We start from the raw sequence: 15,838 nt of genomic DNA on the forward strand, positions 1-15,838 counted from the left end.
CGCCACCCCCGCCGGAGCCTTCGGCTGTGCCACGCGCCGGGCCGCGGCCTTCTTCGCCACCCCCGCCGGAGCCTTCGGCTGCTCCACGCGCCGGGCCGCGGCCTTCTTCGCCACCCCCGCCGGAGCCTTCGGCTGCTCCACGCGCCGGGCCGCGGCGATGCAGAGCACCTCGTCGAGGCTGGCGGTCTGCAATCCGACAGCGCCTGCCCGCCAACCGAGTTCGGCAATGGGATCTGGGTCGCTGCCCACTATGCTGCCGGCCCGATCTAGGCGTGCGGTGTCGAACATCGCCGGGCCGCTGGCCACCGCCTCGGCCAGGACGTAGCGGCCGGCGTTGGGTGAGCGGCGTACCTCCTGCTCGGCCGCGCAGACGCCGGTCAGCTTGACCGCATCGGCGAAGTTTATCCCCACCTGGAATACCTGCGGTTCGGATTCGAGCACCGCGATCAGGCGGGTGATGTAGGTTTCGGGCGCAAAAAACCGCCAGCCCTGCCCCAGGTGCAGCCAGAACCGTCCGACGATCCGCTTGCGAAGCTGCGCGAGCTGGGCTCCGGGCCCGTCGCCGGGGCTGCAATCGACAAACTCGAGGAACCGGTAACGCTCACGCAGCAGTGCGCGATCGTAGGTTGACAGGCCGGCATCGACCACGAGGAAGCGCCCGAACCAAAGCGGAAGATCGAGGCAGCAGTTCAGAAACGAGTTAATGGCCTGCTCGGTGGCCTCGCGGTCCGGTCCCGCGACCAGGCTAACGACCACTTTGGCCTCACCTGGCGCGGCGACCAGGCGCTGGACCAGCGTGCCGGGATACGACGACGACGCCTCGAGCATGACCGGCACGCTGATGTCGCGGTTGACCGCGATTCGTTGCCGATCACCGTCGGGGATGTCGGAGAGGGCAAGCAGGCGCCGGCAGAGCATGAACGCCTCCGCATGCTGGCCGAGCTGGGAGGCGCACACCGCCTGCTCGTCGAGCGCGCGCCAGGCATAGACGTCCGCGGCGATAAACAAGAGGTCGTTTTCGGGAAAGGGGATTTGCGCGGCGCGCTGGGCGAACAAGTGACCGGGTAAGTAGCGCTCATCTTCGCGATACCGTCGAGCGATGGCATACAGCGCCTCGGCGCGGGTCGGTCGAAACTCCCACGCCTGGAGGTAGATGTCCTGGACGACCAGCCACGGCCATTCGAGTCTCGTCACCGACTCCGCGAGCCGGAGCATCGAGTAATAGACTTCCTCCTCCCGGCCCTCCATCTCGATCCGCCGCTCATACCACTTGTGCGCGTTGACGAAATCTTCCAGATCGAAGTAGCTCTGCGCTAGATAGAACACCGAGCGCGCATCCTCGGGGTTGCGTTCGACCTCTGCTAGCAACAGATCGCGGTCATGCGCATATTTGTGCACATCCTGGTTGCGGCCACCGAGGCGACGAGATTCGACGTAGTAGTCGCCCTCGAGGCGCCCAACGACGCAGTCAGACTCCCAGACGGCCGTTTCGTGGACGACGCCTTCATAGCGCACGCGCACCCCGTCGCGGAACAGCTGCGGGCGCCAGTAGATGAAGGAGGCGTCTCCGAGGCGCATGCGGTAGATGTCGGCGCTTAGTTGGGTGAAGTCGGGTGTGCCCACGACGATGTCGTCGGCGTCGATGACCCAGATGTAGTCGCCGTGGCCTTGGGCGAGGTTGAGTGCTTCGGTGCGGTTGTGGCCGAAATTGCGCCATGGCCGTTCGTGAAGCTCGCCTGGAATGCCCAGGCGTGCCATGTGTTTGCGGATCACGTCCTGGGTTCCGTCCGCGGAACCGGTGTCGACGATCACCCACGAGCTGATGTAGGGAGCGACCGAATCAAGCGTCTCCGCGACGACGTCCGCCTCATTTTTCACGATCATGTTCAGGCAGATCGCGGCACGTGCTGTCACTGGCTTGGACACCGTTCAGAGTTTACAGAGCAATCGCGTGTCGCGGATCGGGTTGCACGCGAAATAGCGGCGGCTGTGGATCTTTGGTCGTGCTTTTCGGTGAACACCGCACCAGGCCAAGGCCGGCGATCCGCGACGGTTTAGTCGGGCGTGTTGCCGTGATGACAGCACCGCCTCCCCGCTGGTGCTTCGGGCTGGAGCAAGGTTAGCGAAAGTGCCTGTCCTGCAACGGACGACGACACTGTTCAAAGTCCATGATTCCGAACGGGAGCGCACTCTAGGTCTGCTCCTGCATCGCGATCGCGGTGGGCACTGAAGTAGCGAACCACCGTCACCGGCAACCCGTAGGCCGTGTGCACCGCGAAGACGAGATGCTCGGCCATGGCCTTGCTGGCGCTGTAACTCCACTGCGCCGTCCTGGTGGAACCGAGCACGCGGTCATCGTCCTCGGCGAAGGGGCGGGGTGGGGGTTCTTGCCGAACACCTCGGAGATGCTGGCGAACACCACGCGGGTGCCACGAACCGGAAGTTGGGGTACCGGTCGAAATCGATGCTGGTGTCGCGGGCGTTTTTGCAAAGTCGAACACCGTGACCGTGTCGCCGCGGTCCAGCAATGCGGAGACCAAATGCGATCCGAAGAAGCCGTAGCCGCCCGCCACGACATTGGACATAATTTGCTCTTTCGTTTCCATGGACGGCTTGCTTTCCCTGCCGACCGACTACCGGCCAATGCCTTTGTAGAGGAATCCGGCGGCGCGCACGGCCGCCGGGTCGAAGCTGTTGCGCCCGTCGAGGAACACGCAGCCGGGAGCCACCAGATCCGCAAGCCGCACCAGCGGGATCTGGTGGAACTCGCGATGCCCCGCCAGGACCACCAAAGCGTCGGCGTCCTTGACCGCCGACTCGATGTCCGGGCTCAACGGGATCTTCGTGACTGTGCGAGCTTCTTCGTCGGGCACCCAGGGGTCATGGATGGACAGCTCGCAGCCGGACTCCTCGAGCAAGGCGACGACGTACTTGGTGGGCGTGAGCCGGCAGTCGCCGGTGTTGTTCTTGAACGCGATGCCCAGGACCGCGATCTTGCTGGTCTCGATCGTCTTGTCCTGCTCGGCGAGCAGTTGCGTGAGCAGCTCGTAGGTGTAGGCGGGCATCGTGTCGTTGACGGTCCGCGACGTCCGCGAGATCGCTAGATCCAACCCGACGGACTCGCCGAGATGGTTCATGAACCATGGATCCTTCGTCAGGCAGTAGCCGCCGACGCCCATGCTCGGCCGCAGGATGTTCACGTTGTGGGTGCCCTTGGGCATCGAATTGGCCGCCTCGATCACCTGCAAGGCGTCCATCTCGAGCCGGTCGCATACCTTGGCCAGCTCGTTCGCCAGCGCAACGTTGAGGTCGACCCAGAGACTGTCCGCAAGCTTGACCATCTCGGCCGTGCGCGGATCATCGACGACGATCGATTCCACCCCCAGGGCGTATCGCCACAGCGTCGAGCAGGCGCGAGCGCTGCGCTCCTCAACCGGACCGACCACCACGGGGATCGACGTCAGCTCACGGATCGCTTGACCTTCGGCGAGCCGCTCCGGGCAAAACGCCAACCCGAAGTCGACGCCGGCCCGCAGCCCCGAGGCCTCCTCGAGGATCGGCAGCACCAGGTTCTCGGTGGTGTCGGGCGGCACCGTGCTCTTGAGAATGACCAGGTGGCCCCGTTGTAAGTGCTCCCCCACCGCCCGCGCCGCCGCCTTCATGTCATCGACAATGGGCTCGTAATCCGGACCCAGCCGCGTCCCGACGGTCACGATGACGAAGTCGTTATCCGCCAGCGCGCCGAAATCGGTCGTGGCGCGCAGCCGACCGACCCGGACGCTGTCGGAGACGAGATCGCCAAGCCCCGGCTCGGGCACGGTGGTCCTGCCCGCGTTGATCTCGTCGACCACGTTCTGCCGCACGTCGATCCCGGTCACCGGCCAGCCGCGGTCAGCCAACACAGCACCAATCACGGTGCCCATGTAGCCGAAGCCGACCACTGCGATCCCTGACCGCATGCCTCGGACGATCAGATCAATCTCAGCGTCGCTGCGCCCGAACACACCTTCAGCCATCGCGGACCTCGCCCTTCACTCCCCCGTGCGCGCCCTAAATCGACAGCGGTGGCCTCGCCATCCACGACGACAACTCAAGTCGATACGGCCAACACAGTCGATATCAGCCAGTCAAGGCACAGCCGCCCCGGCTGATTAGCTACCCGGTCGCGCCGTGGGCACCCTGAGCACCCTGGGCGCCCTCTGCACCCGAGGCACCCAAGATACCGCCGGGACCGCCGTGGCCGCCTTGACCGCCGATGCCGCCGGTACCGCCGGGAGCGGCAAGACCGCCGGTACCACCGGCGCCGCCCTGCCCGCCGGTTCCGCCGTCACCGCCAGCGCCCATGAAGAGCCCGCCGGCACCACCGGCACCACCGGCACCACCGGCACCACCGGGGCTACCACTCACGCCAGGGAGAACGCCATTAGCACCCGGGGCGCCCGCCCCGCCGGGACCACCGGCACCGCCATGGCCGAAGAAGAACCCGCCGGCACCACCGGCGCCCCCGGCACCACCGGTCGTGCCGGGCGTAATGGCCGAACCACCGGCACCACCGACACCACCGTTGCCCCACAACCAGCCACCGCGGCCGCCAGCACCACCGGCACCGCCGGGACCGCCTAGGCCGCCGGCGCCGCCATTACCGATCAAGCCCGCCGCGCCGCCGGCACCGCCGGCATTGCCCGCTCCCGTGCTATTACCACCGGCACCGCCGCTGCCGAACAACCACCCGCCGGCGCCGCCGGCCGTCCCCTGCACCCCAGAGGTCCCATTCGCGCCGTTTCCGATCAGCGGACGTCCCGACGCCGCCGCGACTACCCCGTTGATCGTCGCGGCCGGCGAGCGCATCGCAGCTTCCACCATTTGCGCCGCATTCGCCGCCTCAGTACCCGAATACGCAGCCGCGCCGGCCGCCATGTTCCGGGTGAACTGGTCGTGGAAGGCCACTGCCTTTGCGACCAGCGCCTGATACTCCTCCCCAGCCTGGGAGAACAGCGAACCGATCGCCGTCGACACCTCATCGGCCGCCGGGCCCATCACCCCGGTCGTCGGAACAGCCGCCGCCGCACCGGCGTTCGCCAAGTTCGCGCCGATGCTGTCAAGGTTCGCAGTCACCCACTGGACGACGGCGGGGTCAATGAAAAACGGAGAGCTCATGACATTCCACCCTCATGTTCATCGCCAGCCCTGAGTAAGGGCGTTAATGCGAGACTGTATTCGAGCAACCGAATCGAAACGTACCGCACGCGGTCGGTCATCGAAATAGTTTTGCTAACACTGGAAATGGTCGAATTTATGAACTGGATTGGGTCGGAATTACGAACTGGATCAGGTCGGAATTATCAAATAAAACTGGAATCAATCCGAATTATGAACTGGATTCGGTCGGATCTACAAACTGGACTCCGTCCGTTTAACGCTTCGTCCAGACCCGTTCGCCCTTGAATCGTGGTGAGTCGGCGGGCCGGGCAAACAGCTCCAGCACGCCGTTGCGCCTCCCGCGACAGGCCAGTCAGCGAAGTAGTGCGGTGGCATGGCACGAACCAGGTTGTCGCGCTGCGCTATTCGGTCGCGCTACCGTCCCAACTGTTCGGCAGCAGCGGGACGGTCGGGGCACCGTTGCTTCCGTCGTCGGCCAGTGTCACCAGCCCGGCCGGACGGCCGGCGGCGGGCGTGACGGTGGTACCGACGAATCCGAGTGGCCCGGCCCCTTGACCCGAAGCCTCCGGACGCGGGCTCCCGTCGTCGTCGAGGTCCATGAACTCGTGGCGATGGGCGCGATCCTCGATCGTCGCGCCCCGACGGCGCCGCCGCGTTCGGCCGTTCGCCGCGGCTGAGGCGGCCGCCGGCTCGTCGGCGTCCTCCGGCGCCGGTTCCGCCGAGCGACGACGCGCGCGAGCGCTTGCGCTGCCGCGCGCCGACAACCCGGAGAGGCCGACGGCGTAGAGGACGTCGGAGAGGCCCGCGCTAATGCCCGTTGACGCCGACGGACCGAACCCCACCCCCGGCCCACCACCGACCGGTCCCCCGCCGATGGCGGACGTCGGGCTCGGCGCCGCGGGACCGGGCACGGTTCCGGCGCTGCTCGCGCTGGCGGGCGCGGCGACGGTCGCAGGGGCAGGCATCGAGCCGGGCGCCGGCGCTGTCGCGGCCGTCGGCACGGAGCTGGCGACCGACACGGGGACCGCGATGCCGGTTGCGACCGCGGCGCCAGCCGCCACCCCCGCGGCGCCGGCGGCCGGAACGACGGCGGCCAGCGCCGGGGCGAGCGACACCGCCAACTGGACCGCCTGCTGCCCGAAGGGCCAGAAGATCATCAACGTGTGGAAGGTGGCCCAGGCGAGCGCGCTGGCCAAGACTGGCGACATTCCGGGGATCTGCATGAGGGCGGAGGTGAGGCCGTTGGCGAACGGGACGGCGGGAATGGGCCACCCCGCGGGGTTGAGGTCCTTCGACACCGGCCACGCGAAATTCTTGGTGTATTGCTGCAGGAGCGCCGCGAGCTGATCCTGCCAAGATGCGGTAGCGCCGGACGCCGCTGCGGCGCTTGTGCCGCCGCCCGTCGCGACGATCTGCGGCGCCGACGTGGCCGTCGGCACCGCCGCCACCGCCGACTCGGTCGCGGCCTGATAGGCGGTCATGATTTCGGCGGCCTGCAGCCACATGCGCGCGTAGTCGGCTTCATTGACCGCGATGGGAATGGTGTTGATGCCGAAGAAATTGGTTGCCACCAGTGCCGCGTGAGTGGCGTGGTTTGCGGCGAGCTCGGCGAGCGTCGGCATGCTGGCCAGCGCGGTGGTGTGGGCGGCCGCCGCATTTCGGTGTGATGACGCGGCGAGCGCGCTGTGGGACGCCCTCTCGAGTAGCCAGCTCAGGTAGGGCGCGTGGGCGGCGACGTACCGTTCGGCGCTGGGACCATCCCATGCGGCCTGCGCCGCACCCAGCACGCCGACGAGTTCGTCTGCCGCGGCGGCGTATTCGGCGCCCAGCGACGACCATGCCTCCGCCGCGGCGAGCAGCGGGCCAGAACCCGGGCCGCTGCTGAGCAATGAGGAGTGCACCTCTGGCGGCAAGGCGATCCAGATCGGGGCGGTCATCGTCGGGAGCCTTCGGGCAGGGACACGAATACCTCTTCGGTGGACGTCGTGGCGGGCGCGCTTGTCTTCAGTGGTCGGTTTGCCGGGCGGTTTGGTTCCCCGTCGCCGCTTTTGGGCTTCTTTGCGCGCCGACGGAGCATGCGCAACGATGCAGGGATGCGGTGTGACGTTGCGCGTGAAGCGCTTTCTGCGCGGCTGGACGGCGAGCGTCCGCAGGTGCTCGCACAACAGGTCGACGCCCACCTGGAGTCGTGCCGGGGTTGCCGCACCTGGCTGATCGGCGCGGCGGTCCAGTCGCGCCGGCTGTCCTCCATCGCGCCCGGCGAGGGACCGGACCTGGTCGACAAGATCATGGCGAGCCTCGATCAGCAGTCCCCGGCGCATCACCGCTCGGTGCGTTGGTTGCGGTCGCGCTACCGGCGCTGGGGGCTGATCGCTGTCGGCGTCTTCCAGGTGGCAATCGCGGCGGCCCAGATCAGCGGCATCAATTTCGGCATGGTGTCAAGCCACATGCATGGCGCCATGTCGGGCGAGCACCTGATGCACGAGTCCACCGCGTGGTTGCTGGCGTTGGGTCTGGCCATGATCGCCGCGGGGGTTTGGCCCGCGACCGCGATCGGCGTGGCCGCGATTACCGGCGTGTATTCCGTCGCGCTGTTGAGTTACGTGATCGTCGACGCCTTCGCCGGCGAGGTGACCGCGACACGCATCGCAAGCCACATGCCCCTGCTGTTGGGGCTGGTTTTCGCACTGCTGGTGGCGCGCGAACATGTGCGGACACGGCGGCCGCGCTCCTCCGGCACGGACGCCGATTACCCCGGGCGGCCGTCGGAGGCGCCCGGCGGTCGGCGGCATCGGCATCTTTGGCCGATCAATCGCACGGCGCCACACCCCACCGCCCCGTCTACGACAAGCGGTCGTAGACTGACGACGCCCGCACAACGAAGGTGGTTGGCCATGACCGCGTCAAGCGACGACGAGGCCGTCACCGACCTCGCGTTGGCCGCCGCACGCGGGAACGCGCGAGCGCTCGAGGCCTTCATCAAGGCGACCCAACAAGACGTCTGGCGATTCGTCGCCTACCTGTCCGACACCGGGACCGCAGACGACTTGACGCAAGAGACCTTCCTGCGGGCGATCGGCGCGATCGAGCGGTTCTCCGGACGGTCCAGCGCGCGAACCTGGCTGCTGGCCATCGCGCGCCGTGTCGTGGCCGATCACATCCGCCACGCGCAATCGCGGCCGCGCACGGCTGCCGGCACCGATCCGGCTCACTTCATCACGGGCGACCGCCACGCCCGTGGCTTCGAAGACCTGGTCGAGGTGACCACCATGATCGCGAACCTCTCCACCGAGCAGCGCGAAGCACTGCTGCTCACGCAGCTGCTCGGGCTACCCTACGCCGACGCCGCGGCGGTCTGCGGATGCCCGGTCGGTACCATCCGATCCCGTGTCGCCCGCGCCCGGGACGCGCTGCTGGCCGACGCAGAACGCGAAGACCTCACCGGCTAGCCCAGCGCCGCAACCCAATCGGCGGCCTCGTAAACGGTGCCCACCGCTGACACGCCCGCCGGAAGTTTCGGTCTCGCGATCATGACCACCGGAATATCAAGCGCGGCAGCCGCATCCAGCTTCGCTCGGGTCATGTCGCCGCCGCTGTTCTTGGTGACCAACGCGTCGATGCGGTGGTCACGCAACAGCGAGAGTTCATCGTCGTAGCGATACGGCCCGCGGGACAACAGCAGCCGATGGTGACGCGGCAGCCCGGTGTCCGGCGCGGTGACCACGCGGATCAGCAACCATGCGTCGCTGTCGGCGAAGGCTTGCAGGCTTGAGCGGCCGGTGGTGAGGAAAACCCGCGAATATCGTCGCTTTGCAACAGCTTCCGCTGCTTCGACGTCCGAGTCAGCGACGAGGGCATCGCCCGTCGCCCAGGCCGGGCGTGCCAGCACCAAGTGCGGTATCTGCAGCGCGGCGCACGCTTCGGCCGCGTGGGCCGTCATGGTCACCGCGAAAGGATGGGTAGCGTCGACGACGGCGTCGATGTGCTCGTCCTGCAACCAACGCTGCAGTCCGTCCACGCCGCCGAAACCCCCGACGCGCAGTGGGCCGACGGGCAGGGCCGGGTCGGGGACACGGCCGGCCAGCGAACTGACGATATCGACGCGCGGGTGCAGCGTTTTCGCCAGCGCGCGAGCCTCGCCGGTGCCGCCGAGCAGCAGGACCCGCATCAGTGCCGGCTCCCCCGGATCCGCCCGGTGGAATACAGGTAGCTGTCGGTGAATCCCTCGGCCGCGAGGACATTGCCGACGATGATCACGGCGGTCTTGGTGATATTGGCGTCGTGCATCTGACCGGCGATGTCGGCCAGCGTGCCGCGCAGCACGATCTGCTGCGGCCAGCTCGCGAAAGCCACCACGGCAGCAGGTGTTTCGGGGTTATAGCCGCCGTTGAGCAGCTGCGGGACGATGGTCTCGACCTGGGCGGCCGCCAGGTGCAGCACCAGGGTGCCACCGGTCTGGGCGAGGGTCTGCAGCTCTTCGCCGGGCGGCATGGGTGTCGAGAGGGTGGCGACCCGGGTCAGCGTCACCGTCTGCGCAATCCCGGGGACGGTGAGCTCGCGCTTCAGGGCGGCCGCGGCGGCGGCGAAAGCCGGTACGCCCGGGACGATTTCGTAGTCGATGCCCAGCGCGTCGAGGCGGCGACACTGCTCGGCCAGCGCGCTGTACAGCGACGGGTCTCCGGAGTGCAGGCGCGCCACGTCGTTGCCCGCAGCGTCGGCTTCGGCGATTTCAGTGATGATCTGGTCCAGCGTAAGGGGGCCGGTGTCAATGATTTTCGCGTCGGGTGGGCACAGCGCCAGCAGGTCGTCGGGCATGATGGAGCCCGCGTAGAGGCACGCCCTACAGCGTTGCAGCAACCGCTGGCCGCGGACCGTGATCAGGTCCGCGGCGCCGGGGCCCGCGCCGATGAAGTACACCGTCATTTCGTCATCGTCCACTGGGTGACCGGATATTGAGGGCGCCAACCGGTGAAGCCGCCCAACGGCTCCCCGTGATGGTGCTGGAAGCGACGCAGCTGGCCGCCGAGTCGGGAATAAGACTGTGCCAGAACCGCTTCTGACTCCGAGGTGACCGCGTTCGCGACAAGGCGTCCCCCTTCGACCAGCTTGTCGAGGCACGCGTCGAGCAGGCCGGGTTGGGTCAGGCCGCCACCGATGAAGATCGCCGATGGTGCGTCGATGCTGTCGAACGCCTGCGGCGCATCGGCGTGGACGTCGATGGTGACGCCGAACGCCGCAGCGTTGGACGCGATGTTGCGGCGGCGGCGCTCGTCGCGTTCGAACGCCACCGCGCTGCAACCCCGCCAACTCAGACACCACTCGACGCTGATGCTGCCCGAGCCCGCGCCGACGTCCCACAGCCGCTCCCCCGGTCGCGGTGCCAGCGCGGCCAGGGTCACCGCCCGGATCCCGTGTTTGGTGATCTGCCCGTCGTGGACGAAAGCGTCGTCCGGGTATGGCGACATGCGCTCGTCGGGCAGGTAGCGGAGGGCGATCACGTTGAGGTCGTCGACTTGCGGTGGGGCGTCGGCCCAGTGGCGCGCGGTGCCGTCGCGGCGTCGTTCGGTTGGGGCGCCGAGGTTTTCGAGCACGCTGAGCTCGGAGTCGCCGCGCCCGTGTGCGCTGAGCAGTGCCGCCAGTTCCTTGGGTGTGGCCGCGCTTTTCGACAGCACGATCGCTTGGCCGCCGCGGCGTACGGCGGTGTGCGGCGGCGCGGTAACCAGGCTGATGATCTCGGTTTCGTGGGCGTTCCAGCCCATCCGCGCGCACGCCAACGTCACCGACGACACGTGCGGCAACACCCTGACTTTCTCGGGGCCGTACAACCGGATCAGCGTGCCACCGATGCCGTGCAGGAGCGGATCGCCACTGGCGACGATGTGGATTTCGTCGTCTACGGGTAGGGCTTGCAGAGCCGGGAGCATCGGTGACGGCCACTCCCGACGGGGTGCCGCCACCGTGTCGTCGAGCAAGTCGAGCTGACGTGGGGATCCGTAAATGACTGTGGCCCTGCGTAATTCGGCACGCGACGTTTCGGCGAGCCCGGCCATGCCGTCGGCGCCGATGCCGACAACGACGATCATCGCGGCATCCTGCGCCAGACGAACTGCGGCAACAGCCGGAACACAAATGCCACGGGACCCAACGCCCACGGGATCCACACCGTGCGGCGGCCCTTGGCCAGGGCCCGCGCGGTGGCGGTGGCCACCTGCTCGGGGGTGATGGAGAGCGGCGCGGGCTCCATGCCCTGGGTCATGCGCCCGATGACGAAGCCCGGGCGCACGAGCAGCAGCCGGACCCGGGTGCCGTGCAGCGCGTCGGCCAGGCCGTTGGCGAAGCCGTCCAGGCCGGCCTTGGCGGAGCCGTAGACGTAGTTGGCGCGACGCACGCGGGCGCCGGCGATCGAGGAGAACACCACGAGTTGGCCGTTGCCGGCTTTGCGCATGGCCGCGGCCAGATGGGTGAGGATGCTGACTTCGGCGACGTAGTCGGTGTGCACGATGGCGACCGCGTGCGCGGCGTCGGTCTCGGCGCGGGCCTGGTCGCCGAGGATGCCGAAGGCCAGCACCGCGGTGCCGATGGGTCCGTGGTCGGCGACGATCGAGGCGACCAGCGGGCCGTGCGAGGCCAGGTCGTCGGCGTCGAATTCGGTGGTGTGCACCGCCGTGGCGCCGGCACCTTTGAGGATGGCGATCTGCTCGTCGAGCTGATCGGATCTGCGCGCGGCAAGTACCACCGTCGCCCCGGGGGCCAGCCGGCGCGCGAGCTCGATGCCGATCTCGCTGCGGCCGCCCAGGATTAGTACCGGACCTGCGCCCGTGTCGTCCACGGCTGCGATTATGACCTGCGCTAGCGTGGGCGGTGATGGCGAATACCACTACGCGGCTGACCGACGATGCGCTGGCTTTCCTGTCAGAACGTCACCTGGCCATGTTGACCACGCTGCGAGCCGACAATTCTCCGCATGTGGTCGCCGTCGGTTTCACCTTCGATCCGAAGACTCACATCGCGCGGGTGATCACGACCGGCGGGTCGCAGAAGGCCGTGAACGCCGACCGCGCCGGGGTGGCCGTGCTCAGCCAGGTCGACGGCGCGCGGTGGCTTTCGCTGGAGGGCCGGTCGAAGGTGAACAGCGACGCCGACGCCGTGCGAGACGCCGAGCTTCGGTATGCCCAGCGCTACAGGACTCCCAGGCCCAACCCGCGGCGGGTGGTCATCGAGGTGCAGGTCGAGCGGGTGCTGGGGTCGTCGGATTTGCTGGACCGGGGCGAGTAGGTTCGCGCGCAGTTAGCCTCGGATGTCACGCCAGAGCCTGAAGAGCGGCTTGCCGTCTTCGGCCAGGTAAGAGCTCCTGATGGTGTCGACAGCTGCGTCCAGATAATGCGATAACTCGACTAGCCTGTCGAGGGCTCCAATTGCGACAACATTGCCATTGCGATCAATGAGAGTACGCCGCTCCCGCCCAGCGAACTCCTGCTTGCCAATTTGATATCCCTCTCGCAATTCATCTCGCTCAAATGGGGCTCGTATGGATGGAAGTTCGTCGCCGCGAACCGAGCCCCCGAACACTCCATACAGATACTTCTCTATGACCGGCATGGAATCTGCTGCGAACTCATAGTACTCCGGGCCCATGCGGTCAGAATCACTAATAACATACCACCCGTCCGTGGTATCGATAAAATATCGAACTTCGCCACCTTTGTTCCATATAATGGTCCGGCCATCATTCGTTTGTGACCCCTGGATCATATCGAGTCCAGCGAGTTGAATCCACGCAGCTAAATCTGGCGAAAGATCCACAGCGGTCGTCACTTCAGCAGCACCCCTTTTTGTACCAGCTCGTCGACAGGGCGTGGGAAGCCCTCGTCGTCGAATACTCGAACCTGAATCGATCCGCCCGGTTGTCCTACACCGGGCGCAACCTCCGACACCTCGATGCTCCACCCCTCAGGCAACTTACCGAATTCATATGCGTTATATGGGTCGCGTAGCGAATCGACATGAAGGGCGCGTTGTTCCCACGAGGCCGGTTGACCATCTTCCATTACGGCTAAGTATTTGCCATTAGTCTTGCCGACGCGGTCAAGTTGAGAACCATAGTCTCTAAAGAAGCTTTCCGGGTCTGTATAGGCAACGCGTGTGCCGGGTACAGCGCCGTCGTTCAGAGGAAAATTGTACCAATGTTGGCCTTTGTCTCCCACCATATTAAAGCGCTCTGCATATTGCTGCTCAGTGTACGCGTGGCCCAGGGGATCACGGCCAAACGGCGCGTCAGGGTCCTTAATCAGTTGAGCAACCGACGGCTTGATGTGGCTTGGATCGGCTGGATTATCTGTAAAGTCCCAATGCTCCGGCAAGGGTTGGCCGTAGTCGGGGTCCATCGGTCCATCTGGCAACCGATGCCATCCATCACCGGAGGGCTCGTGGGAATGTATGGGATCCTGACGCTCACCGTCTGAGAAGCCGCCATGACCAGGCCCGGGCGAACCATCGCCTCCCGGCGGGAGTCCGGCCGGGCGATCACCCGGCGACCCTCCATCGGCGGGGCGGTGCGGACCGCCGCCGTCGCCTGAGTGGCCACCCGCAGGACCGCCGTGACCGGGCCCGTGCCAGCCGCCACCCGGCAGCTCAGTCGCACGACCTTCCGGCAGCGTGGAATGCGGAGCTGCAGCAGAGAGCGACGGCGTCGATGAGTGTGCTGCGGCCGATGCGGGTTCACCGACTGCCCCGCTGGGTGCTGCCTGCACCGGAGCCGGCGAATGATCCGCCAGTTGCGGAATGGTCGACGGCGCGCGTTCGGCTACCGCAGCGGCAACAGCCGGCGGATGCGATGCGGGCGCGGTTGCCGGAATGGGCTCACGCGGACCGCCCGCAGGCAACGAGGCCGGATCATGCGGACCACCTGCGGGCGCTGACACCGGTTCGCGCGGGCCACCCGCGGGATCGTGCGGACCACCCGGCGGTGCCGGCGCCGGCGGCGGCGGGCCACCGGGATCGTGCGGACCGCCCGGCGAGGCATGGGCCGGCCCCGGCGCGGCAGTTGGCTCGTGAGGCGCTCCGGGCCCCCCTTCCGGCGCACGCGGCGCCGGCGCGACCGGCGCCTCAAGCGGCTTCGGAGGCAACGCGACGGGCTGGCCACCGACCGGAGGCTCGATCTTGGGCAGCTTCCCGGTCACGCCTTCGAGGTCTTTGGTGAGGCTGCTGCCCGTCCCGGCGATATCGGCCAACACACCTCGGGGTCCCGCGACACCCGCAATCCCATCCACCGCCCGCCCAGTCGCACGCTCCGCCTGCGCAGCGGCTTCGGCGCCGCGCGCGGCGGCCCCGGCTCCATCGGCCGCGGCGGCGGCCTCTCCGCCTCCCGGTATCAGCAACGTCGCGACGTCGAAGACGTTCTCCCCCAGACCTAATCCCGGCCGGGCCGTACTCCAATCATCGAGGTGCAGAAGGCCTTTGAGCTGCTGCCAGTTCGATTCGACAAACTCCTGCGGGTTGGCCAACCCATTGATCACGCTGCCTTTCCACATGCCCTTCCCGAGGCCCGCCCAGGTCTCGGCCGCGCCGTGCGGATCTAGCGCGAACCACCGCGGGTCGAGGTCGGCAATCGACAGCGCCATCCCGACGGCGCCCTTCAATACCCCTTCGTTCGCGTTGGCGAAAACGTCGAAAACCGTTGCCACCTGGTTGCCGACGGCATCACCCAGATATTGCTTGAGTTCGCCGCGCACGTACTTCTCGAGCTTGACGACCAGGCCGTCGACGACCCCCAAACCGATCTTGATCGCCTGTTCGGAGGCCCGTGCTTCGCGGCCCAGGTTGTGCAGCACGTCGTTGACGTCCTTGGCGATCTTCTTGATCTCATCGAGCGCGTCGCCCTTGACGATCAACATCAGGTCGTGGCCCAGGTCGGCCAGTGACCCCAGCCGGTTCAGCAGGTCGCGGATCGCGTTCTGGGCCCGACCCACCTCGTTGGCGAATTTGTCGAGGCCCGCGGCCAACTCTCCGCTCGCGTCGCTGATCTTGACAACGCAGTCGCGGATCTGCGACAAAGCGACATCGATCTTGCCGCCTTCGGGAATCTGATGCGCATCCATCAGCACCATGGCGGCGTTGAGGGAGTCGCGCATCCCCGCGGCCGCGGCGCTGAAGCCCCGCCACCGAGCCGCGGCGGCATGCATCCCCGCCACGTCACCGTCGGGCCACACGTCGTCGACGAACGACTGCACCACCGCCCACAGCAGCGGCGGCGGCTGGCCCGGCCCGAGCGTTCCGGGAGGCCCGGGCGGCGAGATGTTGGCCGGTTCGGGTGGGGCCTGTAGGACGCCCTCGCCACCACGAATATTCGATGCGGCCTCGACATTCGAATAGTTGGCCGCGCCTTGTTGGATTTTGGCGCCGCTCTGCCGGCACGCGTTGACCGCGGCGGCCGCGGCCTGCAACAGCTTCTCGGCCGCGTCCTGATACCCGAGGCCGAACACCTCGCCGGCGGCGTCATGGCCGGTGTTGGCCGAAAACCCCGCCGTCAACACCGTCAGATTGGCGGCCAGACCGCCTCCGGCGGCGACCACGGCGCTGCCCACGGCGAACAGCGCTTGAGGATCGACGACCAAGGGCACCACGCGCCAAATTCTCGCCCAGGCCGACCAACGCCGCTATTCACCCAGGTCCGGCCATC

12 protein-coding genes and 3 pseudogenes are annotated in these 15,838 nt (G+C 67.3%); 3 read left to right on the forward strand and 12 right to left on the reverse strand.

The genetic code is table 11. The features are described from left to right. The 6 genes and pseudogenes from AC5Y5E_RS28025 to AC5Y5E_RS28050 all read right to left on the reverse strand — a co-directional run. On the reverse strand, positions 1-1,926 hold a 1,926-nt coding region (locus AC5Y5E_RS28025), incomplete at its 3' end, for a glycosyltransferase (RefSeq protein WP_499906905.1). 233 nt (positions 1,927-2,159) lie between these two features. Further along, the gene (locus AC5Y5E_RS28030; RefSeq protein ID WP_499906907.1) at positions 2,160-2,606 is read right to left on the reverse strand and encodes an NAD-dependent epimerase/dehydratase family protein; all 447 of its coding nucleotides are present in this window, start codon (positions 2,604-2,606) and stop codon (positions 2,160-2,162) included. Between the two features lie 27 nt (positions 2,607-2,633). Further along, the gene (locus AC5Y5E_RS28035) at positions 2,634-3,959 is read right to left on the reverse strand and encodes a nucleotide sugar dehydrogenase (protein WP_499906909.1); all 1,326 of its coding nucleotides are present in this window, start codon (positions 3,957-3,959) and stop codon (positions 2,634-2,636) included. A 199-nt stretch (positions 3,960-4,158) separates the two neighbouring features. Next, positions 4,159-4,764 (reverse strand): annotated as a pseudogene (locus AC5Y5E_RS28040) (PGRS repeat-containing protein); the annotation flags it as partial. A 168-nt stretch (positions 4,765-4,932) separates the two neighbouring features. After that, positions 4,933-5,157, reverse strand: a pseudogene (locus tag AC5Y5E_RS28045) (PE family protein); the annotation flags it as partial. A 404-nt stretch (positions 5,158-5,561) separates the two neighbouring features. Further along, positions 5,562-7,097 (reverse strand): PPE family protein, encoded by a 1,536-nt coding sequence (locus AC5Y5E_RS28050; RefSeq protein WP_499906911.1) that lies wholly within the window; start codon positions 7,095-7,097, stop codon positions 5,562-5,564. A 156-nt stretch (positions 7,098-7,253) separates the two neighbouring features. Here AC5Y5E_RS28050 and AC5Y5E_RS28055 point away from each other — a divergent pair. After that, positions 7,254-7,871, forward strand: a pseudogene (locus AC5Y5E_RS28055) (DUF2275 domain-containing protein); the annotation flags it as partial. 183 nt (positions 7,872-8,054) lie between these two features. Then, positions 8,055-8,609 carry an RNA polymerase sigma factor SigC gene (gene sigC / locus AC5Y5E_RS28060; RefSeq protein ID WP_499907210.1) on the forward strand — a complete coding sequence of 185 codons (555 nt, stop codon included), beginning with the start codon at positions 8,055-8,057 and terminating at the stop codon, positions 8,607-8,609. Here the strand turns inward: sigC and AC5Y5E_RS28065 are convergent. From AC5Y5E_RS28065 to dprE2, 4 genes are read right to left on the reverse strand one after another with little or no spacing between them, the layout of a single operon-like run. Continuing rightward, a complete protein-coding gene (locus tag AC5Y5E_RS28065) occupies positions 8,606-9,328 on the reverse strand; it encodes a cobalt-precorrin-6A reductase (protein ID WP_499906913.1) in 723 nt (240 codons plus the stop codon). The genes sigC and AC5Y5E_RS28065 overlap by 4 nt on opposite strands. Next, positions 9,328-10,083 (reverse strand): precorrin-4 C(11)-methyltransferase, encoded by a 756-nt coding sequence (cobM, locus tag AC5Y5E_RS28070; RefSeq protein ID WP_499906915.1) that lies wholly within the window; start codon positions 10,081-10,083, stop codon positions 9,328-9,330. Before cobM ends, AC5Y5E_RS28065 begins: the two co-directional genes overlap by 1 nt. Continuing rightward, positions 10,080-11,243, reverse strand: coding sequence for a precorrin-6y C5,15-methyltransferase (decarboxylating) subunit CbiE (gene cbiE / locus AC5Y5E_RS28075; protein WP_499906917.1), 1,164 nt, complete (start codon positions 11,241-11,243; stop codon positions 10,080-10,082). Before cbiE ends, cobM begins: the two co-directional genes overlap by 4 nt. Beyond that, positions 11,240-11,989, reverse strand: coding sequence for a decaprenylphospho-beta-D-erythro-pentofuranosid-2-ulose 2-reductase (dprE2, locus tag AC5Y5E_RS28080; protein WP_499906919.1), 750 nt, complete (start codon positions 11,987-11,989; stop codon positions 11,240-11,242). Before dprE2 ends, cbiE begins: the two co-directional genes overlap by 4 nt. Positions 11,990-12,024: 35 nt before the next feature. Here dprE2 and AC5Y5E_RS28085 point away from each other — a divergent pair, with 35 nt between their 5' ends. Beyond that, positions 12,025-12,435 (forward strand): F420-dependent biliverdin reductase, encoded by a 411-nt coding sequence (locus AC5Y5E_RS28085; RefSeq protein WP_066913250.1) that lies wholly within the window; start codon positions 12,025-12,027, stop codon positions 12,433-12,435. 12 nt (positions 12,436-12,447) lie between these two features. Here AC5Y5E_RS28085 and AC5Y5E_RS28090 read toward each other — a convergent pair whose 3' ends face one another. Both AC5Y5E_RS28090 and AC5Y5E_RS28095 read right to left on the reverse strand, forming a co-directional pair. Then, the gene (locus AC5Y5E_RS28090) at positions 12,448-12,975 is read right to left on the reverse strand and encodes a TNT antitoxin family protein (RefSeq protein WP_499906921.1); all 528 of its coding nucleotides are present in this window, start codon (positions 12,973-12,975) and stop codon (positions 12,448-12,450) included. Then, positions 12,972-15,782: a TNT domain-containing protein gene (locus AC5Y5E_RS28095; protein WP_499906923.1), complete on the reverse strand. Its 2,811-nt coding sequence runs from the start codon at positions 15,780-15,782 to the stop codon at positions 12,972-12,974. Before AC5Y5E_RS28095 ends, AC5Y5E_RS28090 begins: the two co-directional genes overlap by 4 nt. Positions 15,783-15,838: the final 56 nt, after the last annotated feature.

Source organism: Mycobacterium sp. NGS54 (assembly GCF_059812465.1).